16 protein-coding genes and 1 pseudogene are annotated in these 15,769 nt (G+C 72.0%); 4 read left to right on the top strand and 13 right to left on the bottom strand.

The window, feature by feature from the left end:
* Positions 1–201: 201 nt before the first annotated feature.
* Entirely contained in the window at positions 202–1,335 is a 1,134-nt protein-coding gene (locus B042_RS0120645) for a putative quinol monooxygenase (protein ID WP_028649942.1), read from the bottom strand.
* A 287-nt stretch (positions 1,336–1,622) separates the two neighbouring features.
* Here B042_RS0120645 and B042_RS0120640 point away from each other — a divergent pair, with 287 nt between their 5' ends.
* Positions 1,623–2,420: an HAD family phosphatase gene (locus B042_RS0120640; RefSeq protein WP_081748912.1), complete on the top strand. Its 798-nt coding sequence runs from the start codon at positions 1,623–1,625 to the stop codon at positions 2,418–2,420.
* A gap of 60 nt (positions 2,421–2,480) precedes the next feature.
* On the opposite strand, the gene B042_RS0120635 is transcribed toward B042_RS0120640, so the two are convergent.
* The 4 genes from B042_RS0120635 to hemL form a co-directional block, all read right to left on the bottom strand.
* Complete coding sequence (locus B042_RS0120635; RefSeq protein WP_028649940.1) at positions 2,481–3,410, bottom strand: epimerase; 930 nt, start codon at positions 3,408–3,410, stop codon at positions 2,481–2,483.
* A gap of 217 nt (positions 3,411–3,627) precedes the next feature.
* Complete coding sequence (locus tag B042_RS25430; RefSeq protein WP_003948845.1) at positions 3,628–3,726, bottom strand: 30S ribosomal protein bS22; 99 nt, start codon at positions 3,724–3,726, stop codon at positions 3,628–3,630.
* 224 nt (positions 3,727–3,950) lie between these two features.
* Entirely contained in the window at positions 3,951–4,586 is a 636-nt protein-coding gene (locus B042_RS0120625) for a histidine phosphatase family protein (RefSeq protein WP_028649939.1), read from the bottom strand.
* Between the two features lie 64 nt (positions 4,587–4,650).
* On the bottom strand, positions 4,651–5,946 hold the full coding sequence (gene hemL / locus B042_RS0120620; RefSeq protein WP_028649938.1) for a glutamate-1-semialdehyde 2,1-aminomutase: 1,296 nt from the start codon (positions 5,944–5,946) through the stop codon (positions 4,651–4,653).
* Positions 5,947–6,177: 231 nt separating this feature from the next.
* On the opposite strand from hemL, the gene rraA reads away from it, so the two are divergent.
* Complete coding sequence (gene rraA, locus B042_RS0120615) at positions 6,178–6,660, top strand: ribonuclease E activity regulator RraA (RefSeq protein ID WP_028649937.1); 483 nt, start codon at positions 6,178–6,180, stop codon at positions 6,658–6,660.
* Positions 6,661–6,680: 20 nt separating this feature from the next.
* Here the strand turns inward: rraA and B042_RS0120610 are convergent, their stop codons facing one another.
* From B042_RS0120610 to B042_RS0120575, 8 genes are all read right to left on the bottom strand, one after another.
* Positions 6,681–7,289, bottom strand: a complete 609-nt coding sequence (locus B042_RS0120610) for a bifunctional DNA primase/polymerase (RefSeq protein ID WP_028649936.1) — start codon at positions 7,287–7,289, stop codon at positions 6,681–6,683.
* Between the two features lie 134 nt (positions 7,290–7,423).
* The gene (hemB, locus tag B042_RS0120605) at positions 7,424–8,422 is read right to left on the bottom strand and encodes a porphobilinogen synthase (RefSeq protein ID WP_028649935.1); all 999 of its coding nucleotides are present in this window, start codon (positions 8,420–8,422) and stop codon (positions 7,424–7,426) included.
* A gap of 43 nt (positions 8,423–8,465) precedes the next feature.
* Complete coding sequence (locus B042_RS0120600; protein WP_028649934.1) at positions 8,466–10,154, bottom strand: uroporphyrinogen-III synthase; 1,689 nt, start codon at positions 10,152–10,154, stop codon at positions 8,466–8,468.
* A gap of 10 nt (positions 10,155–10,164) precedes the next feature.
* Positions 10,165–11,124 carry a hydroxymethylbilane synthase gene (hemC, locus tag B042_RS0120595; protein WP_028649933.1) on the bottom strand — a complete coding sequence of 320 codons (960 nt, stop codon included), beginning with the start codon at positions 11,122–11,124 and terminating at the stop codon, positions 10,165–10,167.
* Positions 11,121–12,575 carry a glutamyl-tRNA reductase gene (locus B042_RS0120590; RefSeq protein ID WP_028649932.1) on the bottom strand — a complete coding sequence of 485 codons (1,455 nt, stop codon included), beginning with the start codon at positions 12,573–12,575 and terminating at the stop codon, positions 11,121–11,123. Before B042_RS0120590 ends, hemC begins: the two co-directional genes overlap by 4 nt.
* Before the next feature lie 130 nt (positions 12,576–12,705).
* Positions 12,706–13,404, bottom strand: a complete 699-nt coding sequence (locus tag B042_RS0120585; protein WP_028649931.1) for a redox-sensing transcriptional repressor Rex — start codon at positions 13,402–13,404, stop codon at positions 12,706–12,708.
* 307 nt (positions 13,405–13,711) lie between these two features.
* Positions 13,712–13,978: a glutaredoxin family protein gene (locus tag B042_RS0120580; protein WP_028649930.1), complete on the bottom strand. Its 267-nt coding sequence runs from the start codon at positions 13,976–13,978 to the stop codon at positions 13,712–13,714.
* Positions 13,979–14,012: 34 nt separating this feature from the next.
* A complete protein-coding gene (locus B042_RS0120575; protein WP_028649929.1) occupies positions 14,013–14,273 on the bottom strand; it encodes a MoaD/ThiS family protein in 261 nt (86 codons plus the stop codon).
* Positions 14,274–14,382: 109 nt separating this feature from the next.
* Between B042_RS0120575 and B042_RS0120570 the strand changes: the two genes are divergently transcribed.
* Together B042_RS0120570 and B042_RS26780 are read left to right on the top strand one after the other, a co-directional pair.
* Positions 14,383–15,147, top strand: a complete 765-nt coding sequence (locus tag B042_RS0120570; RefSeq protein ID WP_028649928.1) for a response regulator transcription factor — start codon at positions 14,383–14,385, stop codon at positions 15,145–15,147.
* Positions 15,148–15,451: 304 nt separating this feature from the next.
* Positions 15,452–15,769 (top strand): annotated as a pseudogene (locus tag B042_RS26780) (hypothetical protein); the annotation flags it as partial.

The following is a 15,769-nucleotide window of genomic DNA, read 5'->3' as shown; positions in this document are numbered from 1 at the left end:
GGCGGGGCGTTCCGCCGGGCTGTCATCGCACGCCCTCGGCACCAGACGGGGCCGGTCATGAGAACAGTTAGGAGGGTACTTCACCCCCATCGGACGCAAGAGACCTCGTTCCGGTTCATCGGCCCGTACCGAAATACACCGGTTTGAGACATTCGCCCACCGGACCGCGGCCCGCGCGTGTGCGGGTGATCGCACACGGTCTCAGTGCGGCATGAGCATCGAAACGAGACTGTCGCTGGCCGAGGCCCCGGAGAGGGAGAGTTCGATGACGTTGGTGGCGACCACGTGGGCGGGGCCGCGGCGGGCGAACTCCATGACGTGCGGCTGGCGCTCGTGCTCCTCCTGGGCGAGTTCGTCGCGGTAGATCGCGTAGACGATGCGCTGGAGGGGGGCGCTGGGGACCGTGTGGCACGCGAACAACAGGGTGTCCGGCTCCCGGCGCGACACCTCCGCCACGACGGCGTCGGTGAGCCGGTCGAATTCGGGGGCCTGGCCGTCGACGAGGGTGTAGATCGTGATGACGCCGCGCAGCCGGGGCGGGATCCGCTCCGGCTCGGGCGCCTCGTCGTCGTAGTAGTAGTCGTCGTAGTCGGCGGACTTGGAGGTGTGACGCCTGCGGCGCACGGGCTTCTCCCGGGGGTCGTCATAGGGTTCTGTGTCACCGTCGGCCCCGTCGTCGTACTCGTCGTAGTCGTCCCGAGGGGCCGAACGCCGCGGCACACCCGCGGCGAGCGCGCAGGCGCCCCACAGTGCGGCGACGGAGCCCAGTGCCAGGAGCGGCCCCACGACGTCGAGGCCGACACGGCCGACGAGGGTGCTGAGCAGGGCCGCCAAGGCGGCCAGGCCGAGGACGGACAGCTCGGTGAGCCGGTCGCGGTCGCCGTCCAGGCGCCGGGCCGACGCGATCACGGCCCAGGCCAGGAAGGCGATCACGAGCACGTGGGCGGCACCGAGGACCGCGCGCGGGACAAGATCGTAGTGCTCGCCCATCGCGGGGAAGGCGCGCTCGAAGTGGCCGCTCACCCGGTCGACGAAGAGGATCACCAGAGGGACGACGGTGAACGCGCTCAGCAGCAGCCGGGAGGTGAACCGGCCCTGGGCGGAACGCACGCCGAACTCGACCGCGCCCCAGGCGATGTAGAGCGGTCCGAGAAGGCTGATCCCGATCTGCAGCAGCCGGAAGGTGAGCTCACCGAAGCCCAGGATCACGCCGATCACGCCGGCGCTGAGCCCGACCGCCATCCCGAGGGCCGCGACCAGCCAGCCGACCGCGGAAGCGCTGGGACGACGTTGGGCATACGCGGCGAGCGCGGCGGTGGCGCTCCAAGCCACCAACGCGCTTATGAATGCCAGTCCTACCGTCACCATCCCGACAATGATGCTGCACGCCGACGGGTGGATGTGCACGTCACGAAGAGAACAAAGAGAACAAAGTGCATGACATGGGATGATTTCGCAGAATGCAGGCGCATCCCACCTCGGCCATGTGATGTTCATCACGTGAAATATTGTGGGAAGCAGGTGGCCCCACCCTCCCTCCGGAGGGCCATAGGGTCGGGTCAGCGGGGACCTCACCCCGGACAGCCGGAGGTTCCGCCTCCCACTCGAGCCAGGAGAGAACCGTGCCGCACGACGTGCCGCGACCGCCTGCGGCGGGGGCGGGAGCCGCCTTCTTCGACGTGGACAACACCCTGATGCGCGGGGCGTCGATCTACCACTTCGCGCGGGGCCTGGCGGCCCGCGACCTGTTCACCACCCGTGACCTGCTCCGGTTCGCGTGGGGGCAGACCCTCTTCCGCGTCACCGGTTCCGAGCAGCCCGAGCACATCGACGCCGCCCGCGAGGCCGCCCTGGCGTTCGTGGCCGGGCACGGCGTCGCCGACCTGGTCGACCTGTGCGAGGAGATCTACGACGACTCCATGGCCGACCGCATCTGGGAGGGTACGCGCAGGCTCGTCCAACACCACCTGGACGCGGGACAGGCAGTGTGGCTGGTGACGGCCACCCCCGTCGAACTCGCCCAGATCATCCGCAAGCGCCTGGGGCTGACCGGTGCACTCGGTACCCGGGCCGAGACGATCGACGGCGTGTACACGGGACGGCTCAACGGAGACCTGCTGCACGGACCCGCCAAGGCCGAGGCGGTGGACGCGCTCGCCCGTGAGAAGGGCTGGGACCTGGCGGTCTGCTCGGCCTACAGCGACTCCTCCAACGACCTGCCCCTGCTGTCGCTCGTGGGCAAGCCGCACGCGGTCAACCCCGACGGGGACCTGCGCCGCTACGCGCGCACCCACGCCTGGCCCGTGCACGACTTCCGCAGGCACCGACAGACACTGAAGGCCGCGATACCGGTCACGCTCGCGGGGGCCGCGGCCGGGGCGGTGGCGATACGCGCCCTTCGGCGCCGCGGGACGCCCTGAGGGGACGACGGGCGCAGGGGACCCGCTCAGCACGGCCCTTCTCCCGGCGGGGCCGGCCCCTCACCGCCGCAGACCCGCCCTCGCGAGCGTGAGCAGGTGCACGGCCCGCAGGCCGGCTCCGGACCGGCGGCGGTGAGCCGCGTAGGACTCGAAGGCCTGGGGAGAGCTGTGCGCGGGCGCCCACCGGAGTGCGTGCTCCAGCGGCGCGGGCTCCCACTCCCCCGGCACCGCGGTACCCGTGCGGGGAGCGCTGGAACTGGCGTAGCCGATCCGACCGTACCTGTTGAGGCCGCGCAGCACCCGCAGGCCGGCCGCGGGCACCGGCATACGGCGTCCCCCGACCCTGCGCAGGCACTCCGACAGGGGCACGGAGTCCTCGCCCGCCAGGTCGAAGAGGCCGGTCTCGTCGCTGAGCGCCATCCGAGCGGCGGCCTCGACGGCGTCGTCCTCGTGCAGGAACCGCACGTCCGGGTCGTGGCCGAGCACGGTGGGGACGACCGGGGAGTCGAGGTAACGGGTGAGGGGGGTGTCGGCAGAGGGCCCGATGAGGTTGGCAAACCTCAGGACCGCGACCGACATGTCGGGGCGGCGGCGCAACAGGCCGAGCGTGTGCCGTTCGACCTCCTCCGCGCCGCCGTCCTCCAGAGCCGCGCTGGAGCGCACGACCAGGCGTCGCACGGAGGGGGAGCGCTGCGCGGCGGTCAGTGCCCGCATGGCTCCCAGGAGGTGCTCCTCACGCCCGTGGCCCTGGGCCGCGTCCAGCCCCAGGTGCAGGACCAGGTCGGCACCGGACTCGGAGACGATCCGGGCCAGGCTCTCGTCGTGCAGGTCGACATGGGCGTACTCGGCCCCTCCCGGCAGCTCACCCCCGGTTGGCGGCACGGAGTCCGCGCCGATGACCCGGTGCACGCCGGGTTCCTCCACGAGGATCCGGGCGACCCTGGCGGCGAAGGGGGCGGACACACCGGTGACGACGGCGACACGAGCCATGGCGACACGTTCCTTGGGAGCAGCGGGCGGGGAGCCGACAGAAGCGGACCAGGGGCGGACCGCCCACCGGAACACACGACCTACAACGGCGCTACGCCCGGAACATTCCCTCCGGCCGCTCACCCGGCGGCGCTGGGAAGGGGAGGGCTTCTCCGCGTCGGGACGCGCACGGGGCCCGTCTCCGTCCGCGGAGAGACGACGTTCGCCGCGCCCGGCCCTACTTCTTGTTGCGGCGCTGCACGCGAGTGCGCTTGAGAAGCTTGCGGTGCTTCTTCTTCGCCATCCGCTTGCGGCGCTTCTTGATGACGGAACCCATGGGACCACCTTCTCGCTGACTGACGTGCCGGACACACCGCACCGCTGGCGGTGGGGAACCGGCGAGGAGTTCGGGTACGGCCGCCGTGCCCGGCGCCGACCGGCTTCGGGCACGGAAAGGCCCGGGCGATCCGGCCCCCGGCGAAGCGGCCGGGCCGACACCACGGGGATGTGGGCCCACCGCGCCCGAAGCCCCAGCTTACCGGTCCGTGACGGCGCTCGGGCTCATGCCCCGGGAGGAGCGGCCTCACCGGTGTAGAGCGCGGCCGCCGGTTCGGCGTAGTCCACACGGACGAGGCTCTGGTCTGCGAAGGTCAGGGAGGTGACGCTCGCGAGGTTGCACTCGCGACGGTCCGGCCTGTGCCACAGGCGTTTGCTCTCGGCCACGCGGCGCATCATCCAGATCGGCAACTGGTGGCTCACACAGACCGCCTCATGCCCCCAAGCGGCTTTGCGTGCGAGCTTGACCACCTGGAGCATACGCTCGACGATCTGGGAGTAGGGCTCCCCCCAGGAGGGCCGAAACGGGTTGTACAGGCGCCGCAGGACACGGGGATCGCGTGCGGACCGGCTGGAGAGGCTGCGGCCCTGGAGCTTGTTGCCCGCCTCCACGAGCCGGTCGTCGAGGACGACGGGCAGGTCCAGGGCCTTCTGGAGCGGGACCGCGGTCTCCTGGGTCCGGTCCAGAGGGGAGGAGAACAGTGCGGTGATGTCACGGCCCTCGAACCACTCGGCGGCGAGTTCGGCCATCTGCTGTCCACGGTCGCTCAGGTGGTATCCGGGAAGCCTGCCGTACAGGACCCCGGCGGGGTTGTACACCTCGCCATGGCGCAACAAGTGCACAACGGTGGTCGTCGTCATCGTCGGTCGTCCTTCTCGTCGGTGAATCGTGGAGGCGGTGCCCCGGGGAGCGGCCCCGGTGGGGTCAGGCCCCGGCCTCCGCGGCCGCTCTGGCCGCCCGGGGCAGGGCGGAGACCACCCTCTCGATCGCTGTGTCGTCGTGCGCGGCGGAGAAGAACCACGCCTCGAACGCCGCGGGCGGCAGGTAGACGCCCTGTTCCAGCATGGAGTGGAAAAACGCCGAGAACCTGGCCGTGTCCGTGGTACGGGCGGTGTCGAAGTCGTGAACATCCTGGTCGGTGAAGAACACCGTGAACAGGTTGCCCCCGCCCTGAACCCGGTGCGGCACCCCGGCGGCGCTGAGCGCCTTGGACACCTCCGACTCCACCTGGGCGGAGACGTGGTCGATGCGGGCGTAGACGGAGGGCGTGGCACCGCGCAGCGTGGCCAGGCCCGCGGCGGTGGCCAGCGGGTTCCCTGAGAGGGTGCCTGCCTGGTAGACGGGGCCCTCGGGGGCGAGGCGGTCCATGATGTCGACGCGCCCGCCGAAGGCCGCGGCGGGCAGGCCGCCGCCCATGACCTTGCCGAAGGTCATCAGGTCGGGCTCCACGCCCTCCAGGCCGTACCAGCCGGAGGCGCTCACCCGGAAACCGGTGAGCACCTCGTCGAGGACGAACAGGGCACCGTTGGCGTGCGCGATCTCCTTGAGGCGGGCGTTGAAGCCCGCCCTGGGCGGGACCACTCCCATGTTGGCGGGACAGGCCTCGGCGATGACACAGGCGATCTCCTCGCCGTGCTCGGTGAAGGCGCGTTCGACGGCTTCGAGGTCGTTGTAGGGGAGGACGAGGGTGTCGGCGGCGCTGGCCCCGGTCACCCCTGGGGAGTCCGGCAGGGCGAACGTGGCCAGACCCGATCCGGCGGCGGCCAGCAGGGCGTCCACGTGTCCATGGTAGTTGCCGGCGAACTTGACGATCTTGCTCCGCCCGGTGAAGCCGCGGGCCAGGCGGATGGCGGACATGGTGGCCTCGGTGCCGGAGTTGACCAGGCGCACCTTGCGCACCGGGGTGCGCTCCACGATCAGTTCGGCGAGGTCGACCTCACCGGGCGTCGGGGCGCCGTAGGAGGTCCCCGCGTCCACGGCGGTGTGAAGCGCGTCCACGACGCCCGGATCGGCGTGGCCGAGGATGAGCGGCCCCCAGGAGCAGACGAGGTCGACGTACCGGCGTCCCTCGGTGTCGGTCAGGTAGGGGCCCTCGCCCTTGACGAAGAAGGGCGGGGTGCCACCGACGGCGCCGAAGGCGCGGACGGGTGAGTTGACGCCGCCGGGGATGGCCGCCGTCGCACGCTGGAAGAGCTCTGCGGAAGTCTGTTGATTACCCACGTCACCAGTGTCTCAGCCGCCCCAGGTCCCGTGACCGTGACCCGCCTCGCACCCAGTGCCCGCGCACCGCGGGCACCACACGGTGCACCCCGGTACTCGGATCGCTTCCCTCCGTGGGGCGGGCGGCAGAGCCGCGCCGAGCAGGGGCCCCGGCGGGCAGGACCCGGCGGGGACCGCCGGACTACCGCTCAGTAGCGTGGACGGGCACGGCCCCGGAAAGACGGAGACGACATGACCACGGACTTCACCACGGCGGACCTGATCGACGGCCACGGCGACACCCTGCGCAGTTGCTCTACGCAGTTCCGGCAGTTCGGCGGGCGCGCGGTGTTCTCCGGCCCCATCCGCACCGTCAAGTGCCACGAGGACAACGGCCTGGTCAAGAAGGTCCTCAACACGCCGGGCGAGGGCGCGGTCCTGGTCGTGGACGGCGGCGGGTCCCTGCGCAGCGCCCTGATGGGCGACATGATCGCCGAGGCCGCGGTGGCCCACGGGTGGGCCGGCGCGGTCATCCACGGCGTGGTCCGCGACACCGTCGCGTTGGGCGGCCTCGACCTGGGGGTCAAGGCCCTGGGCTCCAACCCCCGCAAGTCGGCCAAGGACGCCGCCGGGGTCCTGGACGGTCCGGTGGTCTTCGGCGACGTCACCTTCGTGCCAGGCGAGTGGCTCTACAGCGACCACGACGGGATCGTCGTCAACGCCGAGCGGATCTGAGTCTCCCGGGGCCGCGCGGCTCAGCGCGCGGCGAACTCCTCGCTGGCGTCGGAGAGGATGTCCAGCACCGCGATCGGGTCGGGCAGCACGACCGAGCCCTCCTCCACTCGCGGGGCGCGGATCCACGTGACCCGGCCGCCGGAGGTCAGCAGCGACGGAGCGCCCGGCACGAAGCTGTCGCGGCAGTGCCAGCGCAGCCCCGGCATCTCCTCCACGGACTCGGGCACGCAGTCCAGGTGGCACGACCACCACTCGTCCTCGTCCGTCGGTGACCGGGTGGTCACGAAGAACAGGTAGCGCGACGAGTCCACCGCCGCCACCGGCCCCGGGACGGCACCCGAACGGCCCATCCGCGCCATGGCCATCACCCCGGCCTCACGTGGTACGTCGAACACGTCGAAGACCCGGCCGGTGGGCAGGATGACGTTGGCACCGGGATGCTCGGTCCACCAGCGGCGCAGCGTCTCGGCGTCCGTGCTGGCCTCCGTTCCCCAGGCCATGGTCACCGGGTGGGCTGCCGGGTCGGGGCAGCCCATCCGGTCGCACGTGCACGCGCGGTCCTCGCCCGGCGAGGCACCGCGCACCACTGGCCATCCCAGTTCCGCGTAGCGCAGCGCGGAGTCGAGCATGCTCTCGGCTACAGGACGCCGTTTCCGTCGGTACAGCACATCCACCATGGGCCCCCTGGTCGTCGTGTTCCGGGCGCGGCCTGCTCGCTGCGTGGCCCGGCGTCCGGCGACCGCGACCGGACGGCGGCCCGGTCTCACCGGAGCAGGTGCGCGGCCTCGGTCGCCCAGTAGGTGAGGATCTGCTCCGCTCCGGCCCTGCGGTAGGAGGTCAGTGTCTCCACGATGGCCCGTTCCCGGTCCAGCCAGCCGCGCTCCGCCGCCGCCTCGATCATCGCGTACTCACCGCTGACCTGGTAGGCCGACACGGGGACCGGCGAGGAGTCGGCCACCTTCGCGATGATGTCGAGGTAGGCCAGGCCGGGTTTGACCATCACCATGTCGGCGCCCTCTGCGACGTCCAACGCCACCTCGCGCAGTGCCTCGCGCGCGTTGGCCGGGTCCTGCTGGTACCCGGAGCGGTCGCCGAACCGGGGCGCGCCCTCGGCCGCCTCGCGGAAGGGGCCGTAGAAGACGGAGGCGTACTTGGCGGCGTAGGCGAGGATCGGCACACCGGTGTGCCCCGCCCGGTCGAGCCCGGCGCGGATCGCCGCGACCTGGCCGTCCATCATGCCGCTGGGCGCGACCACCGCGGCGCCGGCCTGGGCCTGGGCCGCCGCGACGGAGGCGTACCGCTCCAGGGTGAGGTCGTTGTCCACGTGCCCGTCGGCCATGAGTGGTCCGCAGTGGCCGTGGTCGGTGTACTCGCACAGACACAGGTCGGCCATGACCACGAGGTCGTCGCCGACCTCGGCGGCCAGGTCGCGCAGAGCGGCCTGGACGATCCCGTCGGGGTCGTCGGCAGCCGAGCCGCGCTCGTCCTTGTGACCGGGGATGCCGAACAGCATCAGGCCGCCCACCCCCGCCTCGGCCGCTTCGAGGGCCGCCGCGCGCAGGCTGTCGCGCGTGTGCTGGAACTGGCCCGGCATCGAGGAGATCGGTACGCGCTCGGTGATCCCCTCCTTGACGAACATCGGCAGGACGAGGTTCTCCGGAAGCACGCGCGTCTCGGCGACCAGACGCCGCATCGCGGGACCGCGCCGCAGGCGGCGCGGCCGGGCCACAGGAAACGCGGCGTCGCGGACGGTATCGGTCATCTCGGGGCTCCCGGGGTGTGGGGCGGACGGGGACGCGGCCGGGTCAGAGCTTGCGGCGGCGGCCACGGCGCTTCTGGCTCGGCTTCAGCACGGGCTTACCCGCCTCGATCGCCTCGCGGCGCTTGGCGGCGCCGTACTCCGCCAGACCCTCCACGAGGGCGGAGACGGACGGCTTGGCGGCCACGACGTCGACGCGCAGACCGAACTCGACCGCGGTCTTCTCGGTCTCGGGTCCGATCACGGCGATCGCCGTGGTGTTGTGCGGCTTGCCTGCGATCCCCACCAGGTTGCGCACGGTGGAGGAGGACGTGAACAGCACCGCGTCGAACCCGCCGCCCTTGATGGCCTCGCGGATCGGCGCGGGCGGCGGTGCGGCCCGGACGGTGCGGTAGGCCGTCACGTCGTCGACCTCCCAGCCGAGGCCGGTGAGCCCCGACGACAGCGTCTCGGTGGCGATGTCGGCGCGCGGCAGCAGCACCCGCTCGATCGGGTCGATCTCGGCGTCGTAGGGCGGCCACACCGACACCAGTCCGGCGCTGGACTGGGTGTCCTCGGGCGGCAGGAGGTCGGGCTGGATGCCGAACCCGCGCACCGCCTCGGCCGTGGCGTCACCGACGGCGGCGACCTTGACCCCGGCGAACGCCCGGGCGTCCAGGCCGTAGGACTCCAGCCGCTCGCGGATCGCCCGGACGGCGTTGACGGAGGTGAACGCCACCCACTGGTACCGGCCGGTGACCAGTCCGCGGACGGCGCGCTCCATCTGCTGCGGGGTGCGGGGCGGCTCCACCGAGATCGTCGGGACCTCTTCGGGCACCGACCCGTGTTCGCGCAACTGCTCGGAGAGCGAGGCGGCCTGCTCCTTGGTGCGGGGCACCAGCACGCGCCAGCCGAACAGGGGCTGGGACTCGTACCAGGACAGGTCGCGCTGGCGCCCGACCGGGGCTCCGACGACCATCAGGGCGGGCGCCGTCAGGTGGTGGCCCTTGGCGTCGGTGGACTTGAGTTCGGCGACCAGCCGGTTCAGGGTCGAGGTGACCGTGGTCTGGCGGGTGGTACCCCCGGCGCGCACCACGGCGACGGGTGTCGACGGCGGACGGCCCCCGGCGATGAGGGTCTTGCACAGGACGTCGAAACCGGGCCCCTGGTGCCGCTCGGGCTCTCCGGCAGGCGCGTCCGCACCCAGGACCACCAGTGCGGCGTCGCTGGCCGCCGCCTCGTTCCAGTCGATCTCTCCGGTGCCGTGGGAGCGAGCCTGGAGGACGCGCACCTCATCTCCCTCCGAGCCCAGGAGGGGGATGCCCGCGAACGTGGGAACGGACGTGACGGCGGAGACCCCCGGGGCGACGTCCACCTCGATCCCGGCCTTGTGGCAGGCCTCGACGAGGTCACCGCCCCGGCAACCGAAGAACGGGTCTCCCGAGTACAGGCGTACCACGCGCTGCCCCTCGCGGGCCCGGGTGATCGCGAGCGCGTTGGCGTCGCCGCCGCACTCGTCGGCCTGGACCACGGACACGTCCTGCGAACAGTGGTCCAGGAGCTGCCTGCGGAAGGGGGCCAGTTCCTCACCGCCGGGTTCGTTGGGGGTGAGGACCACGTCGGCCCGGCCCAGCAGGTCGGCACCGCGCAGGGTCAGCAGGTCGGGGCCGCCCGGCCCGCAGCCGACCAGCGCGACGTGTCCGGAGCGGGCGACGGGGCGCGGCTCCTGGTGCTGGGAGGTGGCGTTGGCGTTCACGTGCTCGCTCCTACTGTGAGTCGTCCCTCTCGGCGAAGGCTTCGGCGACGATGCGGTCGGCCCCCTCCGCGATCATCTGCCGGGCCAGTTCCCGGGCGAGCCCGGTAGCGGCGGCCAGGTCCTCGGGAGAGTCGACGTCGGCGGTGCCCTCACGGCGCACGGCGGCGGAGCCGTCCGTGGCGACCACGGTGGCCCTCAGCCGGAGTCGGCCCTGCCCGTACTGGGCGTAGGCACCGACGGGTGCGGCACAGCCGGCCTCCAGTTCGGCCAGCACGGTGCGTTCGGCGACCGTCTCGGCGCGGGTGGGCGCGTGGTCCACCGAGGCCAGGTAGGCCAGGTCGCCGACCAGGCGCCCGGTACGGCACTCGACGGCCAGAGCGCCCTGTCCGGGGGCGGGCAGTATCTGTTCGGGTTCGAACACGTCGGTGGCGTCGTCGAGTCGGCCCACCCGACCCAGTCCGGCGTAGGCCAGCACCACGGCGTCGACCTCGCCGGAGGCGACCTTGCCGAGCCGGGTCCCGGCGTTGCCGCGGATGGGCACGTAGACCAGGTCGGGGCGGAGCAGGGCGAGCTGCGCGGCGCGGCGCGGGGAGCCGGTGCCGATGCGGGCCCCCGCGGGCAGGTCGGCGAACTTGAGGCCGTCGCGGGCGCACAGGGCGTCGCGCGGGTCGTCGCGTTCGGGGACGGCGGCCAGGGCCAGCCCCTCCGCGGGCGCGGTGGGCAGGTCCTTGAGGGAGTGGACGGCGAAGTCGATGCTCCCGGAGCGGAGTTCGTCGCGCAGGGTGTTGACGAACACGCCGGTACCGCCGAGCTGGGTCAGGTGCGCCTTGGTGACGTCGCCGTAGCTGGTGATGGGCACCAGTTCGATGGCGTACCCGGTGCGTTCGGTGATCGCGTCCGCGACCGCCTGGGACTGGTTGGTCGCCATGGGGCTGCGGCGGGTGCCGAGCCTGGCGGGTGCGGTGCTCATGCCTTCTCCTGTGCGGCCCGGCGCGGGGCGGTGCCGGCCAGGGTTCCGGTTTCGGGTTCGAGATCGAAGAGTTCGCGCAGGGCCGCCTCGTAGGAGCGGCCGTCCGGTTCGGCGGCGAGCTCCTTGACGCGCACCGTGGGCCGGTGCAGGAGCTTGTCGGCGACCCTGCGCATGGCGTAGGCGATCTCCTGGCGGGACTTGGCGTCGACGCCGTCGGGCAGGCGTCCGTGGAGCCGGGCGAGTTCGGCCTCGACGACGTCGCGTGCCTGGGACCGCAGGGCGACGACGGTGGGGGTGACCTCGTTGACGCGGCGCAGGGCGCCGAACTCGGCGACCTCCTCCTCGACGATCCCTCGGACCAGGGTGAGGACGCCGGAGCGTCCGGCACCGGTCTCGGACTCGCTGGCGGCGCGCCTCAGGTCCTCGATGTCCACGAGGCGTGCTCCGGGCAGCTCGCGGACGGCGGGGTCGATGTCGCGGGGCAGTGCGAGGTCGAGGAAGACCAGGGGACGGCCGCGGTCCCGGACGGCCTCGGCGACGGTGTCGGCGGTCAGGACCAGGTCCTGGGCCCCGGTGCAGGAGATGACGAGGTCGGCTTCGGGCAGGGCGAGGTGGGCCGCGTCGAAGGGCACAGCGGCCGACTCGACGGTGTCGTAGGCCTCGGTGAGGCATTCCGCGAGGCGTGCGGCGCGCTCGGGGGTCCGGTTGGCGACCACCACGCTACGCGCGCCCTGCCGTGAGACGGTGTTGGCCGCCAGGGCGCTCATGGAACCCGCGCCGAGGACGAGGACGCGGACACCGGCCAGGGAGGCGGGTTCGGGCCGGGCGGCCCCGGTGCCGTCTGCGGCCGGGGCCACGGGGCAGCGGGCGTGCCCGGTGGCCGACGGTGCGCCGGTGCGGGCCTCCGGTTCCACGGGGCGCAGGTGGGCCAGTGCCTGGCCGAGGCCGAAGCCCACCATGTCGGAGCCGGCGTGGTCGAGGTGGGTCTCGGTGTGGGCGCGCTTGCCCACGCGCAGGGCGCGCTGGCCGAGGTCGTTGAGGACCCGGCCGACGCTGCCGTCGTCCTGGCCCTCCTTGAGGGCGTCGCGCACCTGGCCGAGGATCTGTCCCTCGCCCACGACCATGGAGTCCAGGCCGCAGGTGACGGAGAACAGGTGCTGGACGGCGCGGTCCTCGTAGTGCACGTACAGGTGTTCGGCGAGTTCGGCCAGGGGCACGCCCGAGTGCCAGGACAGGAGTTCGGTGATGGCGTCGACACCGCCGTGGAACGAGGAGACGTCCGCGTAGACCTCGGTCCGGTTGCAGGTGGAGACCACCATGACCTCGTTGACGGCGTCGGAGCCGAGCATCTCCCCGACCGCCTTGGTGCGTGTCTTTCCCTTCAGCGCGACACGTTCGAGCAGCGTCACCGGTGAACTCCGGTGACTCAACCCCACGGCCAGGACACTCATCCGAACTCTCCTATGCGGGCCTACACGGCTTTCTCTCCATATTCGGGTACGGGTCGCCGCCCCTGTCGGCGCCTCCCCGAGACATGGCGCACGCTCGTCGCCACACCGCTCACGCGGGCCTGCGGCCCTTTCACACCGGCTCCAGCCCCGTCCCGCCCACCGGTCGGCGGCCGTCGCCGTCGGCCCTGCGCTGCGCGTGGAAGGCCAGAATCTGGAGTTCGATGGACAAGTCGACCTTACGCACATCCACCCCCTCCGGCACGCTGAGGACGACGGGGGCGAAGTTGAGGATGCTCGTCACCCCGGCCTCGACGAACCGCAGCGCCACATCCTGCGCCGATGCCGCGGGGGTGGCGATCACCCCAATGGACACCCCGGCCGAACGCACGATCTCTTCCAGTCTGTCAATATGCCCCACCTCGACGGCTGCCACGGTCCGCCCCACCACTGCGGGGTCGGCGTCGAGCAGGGCCGCGATGCGAAAGCCCCGGGAGCCGAACCCGCCGTAGTCGGCCAGTGCGCGGCCCAGGTTTCCGATGCCGGCGATGGCCACCGACCAGTCCTGGGTGAGACCAAGCTCACGTGAGATCTGGTAGACGAGATACTCGACCTCGTAACCCACGCCCCGGGTGCCGTACGACCCCAGGTGCGACAGGTCCTTGCGGAGCTTGGCGGAGTTCACCCCGGCTGCCGCGGCGAGCGCCTCGGAGGAGACGGTCGGGGTCTCGCGGTCCTGGAGTGCCTGCAGCGCGCGGAGATAGACCGGGAGCCGGGCGACGGTGGCATCGGGGATCCCCCTCCCCCGGGGTCTGGGCGGGCGATTGGTCACAGGCGGGCGCTCCTGAGCGGCTGTCGGTGCGGAGGGGGCGCGGCGCTCCCCCGACGGTCCCAGGGCACGTGGGGAGGGCGCGTCTCACGCACTGCGGCGGTGCCTCCGTCGCACGCGCCCCGGTGCGTCTAGATTACGCGCTTGTGAAAGCACGCACAAAGTGGGGCCACCTGTGAGGCGCCGTTCATAAGTTCCCACGGCCGGAGCGCGCTCGCCATGGACCCGTAACACGCATGGGAAGGGACCTCGGAGAACTCGGTGGGAAGATCTGTTCCGGCCCTCCCCTTTTCTCACCAATCGGGTTTTCTCAGCCGTGGAGGGCAGAACGCAAACGCTCCTCGGACACCCGCCAGAAATCGTGTCGGCGGCCGTCCACGAACGTGACCGGGACCTTGTCCCAGAACTCCTCGCGCTCGGCGTCGCCCACCGCGTCCAGCTCCACCTCCGCACGGGTCGCGCCGAGTTCGCCGGTGACCCGCTCGACCACCTCCCACACCTGCTCGCACAGGTGGCAGCCGGGCTTGCCCAGGACCACGACACGGGCCCGCCGCGCCCACTCCGGTGTTTCTCCCATATCTCCTCCGCGTTACGAAAAGGGGTACCGGCCCTCATCCTCCGGCAAACGGCGGTAGGACCTCGATCACAGTCCCCTCCGCGACCGCGACGTCACGGTGCGCCCGCCGGCCGGCCGGCCGCTCGTCGACCAGGAACGACGAGACCTCCAGAACACGCAGGAAACGAGCGTCTTCCGCCCTTGTTCGACACGCCGCTTCGAGGGCCTCGCCGAGCGTGCCCGCTTCGACATGTTCTTCGGCCGTTCCCGCCGCTTCCCTGGCCGCAGCCCAGTACCTGATAGTGCACTTCGCCATCTGTTGATTATCCTTGGTGTTGCTCGGAGGCGACCAATAAGACACATCTCCACCGGGGGCAAAGGCGCCTTCGACCGGCCGCATAGTGCGGGGTGACGAGAAGAGACGCATGAGCCATCTGCTGCTACTGACGAACTCGAACGAACCGTCCGACCACGTACTGCCCGCCCTCGGACTCCTCCTGCACTCCGTGCGGGTGGCTCCCGCCGAGGCCGGAGCACTCCTGGCGTCCCACGCGGGCGGAGGCTCCAGCGCCCCCGTCGACGCCATTCTCGTCGACGCGCGCACCGACCTGGCCGCCGCGCGGAACTTCTGCCGCCTGCTGGACACCACGGGCCTCGACTGCCCGCTGCTGGTCGTCCTCACCGAGGGCGGTGTCGCGGCCCTCACCCCGGACTGGCAGGTCGACGACTTCATCCTGGTCACCGCCGGCCCCGCCGAAGTCGAGGCCCGCCTGCGCCTGGCCGTGGGCTCGGCCGATGCCGGCAGCGACGATCCCGACGAGATCCGCCGCGGTGACCTGGTGATCGACGAGGCGACCTACATCGCCCGGCTCCGGGGACGCATCCTGGACCTGACCTTCAAGGAGTTCGAACTCCTCAAGTTCCTGGCGCAGCACCCCGGCCGCGTGTTCACCCGCGCGCAGCTCCTCCAGGAGGTGTGGGGCTACGACTACTTCGGCGGCACCCGGACCATCGACGTCCACGTGCGGCGCCTGCGCGCCAAGCTCGGTTCGGAGTACGAGTCGCTCATCGGCACGGTGCGCAACGTGGGCTACCGGTTCGTCCCCGAACCGGTCGGCAAGATGCCGACCGACGAGGACGCCCCCGGTGCGCTGTCCGCCGCGCGCAGCCCCGACTCCGGCAGCCGTTAGCCCGAGCACCCGCCCGTCGTCCCGTGGGCACCCTCGCCACACCTCCGGTGGCACGGACCACAGGCCCGCGTCGGCACGGCCTCACCCGCCACATCCGGGGCACCGGACACCCGGTGCCCCGTGGCCGACACGAGCGCGGGACGACAGGCGGGCGAACGGCACTGAGGGGGTACTCGTGTCCGGGCGCGACAGCGACTAGGATCTCCCGGGTACCCGGGAGCCAGGGGAGGGGCAGGCGCGGCGACACTCCCCCCGGGTACGCAGCCACGGACCAGCGCGTCCCCCGGAGGAGTGAGCCGCCCCCATGCCCAGCGACGCCGCGAGACCCCCCTTCTTCCGCACAGGTGTCCGGTACCCCGTGGCCGCCCTGCTCGGTGCGCTCCTCACCGGTTCGCTCCTGATCGGCGCGACGGCACCGATGTACGCGGACGCCTCCACGAACACCCCTGGCACGCGGCACACCCTCGACGACAGCCCGAGCCCCACCACGGGCCCCAGCCCCTCGCGGAGCGCGGTTCCGTCGGAGATCCCGGGCCCGTCGGCCCACCCAAGTCCCTCGCGGAGCCCGTCCCCCACCGAGGGACCGAGCCCGACGCAGAGCCCCAACCCCTCGGAAGAGCCG

This window comes from Nocardiopsis sp. CNT312 (assembly GCF_000515115.1).
In the GTDB taxonomy this organism is placed as follows: Bacteria; Actinomycetota; Actinomycetes; order Streptosporangiales; family Streptosporangiaceae; genus Nocardiopsis.
This window is presented reverse-complemented; position numbering and strand designations above follow the sequence as displayed.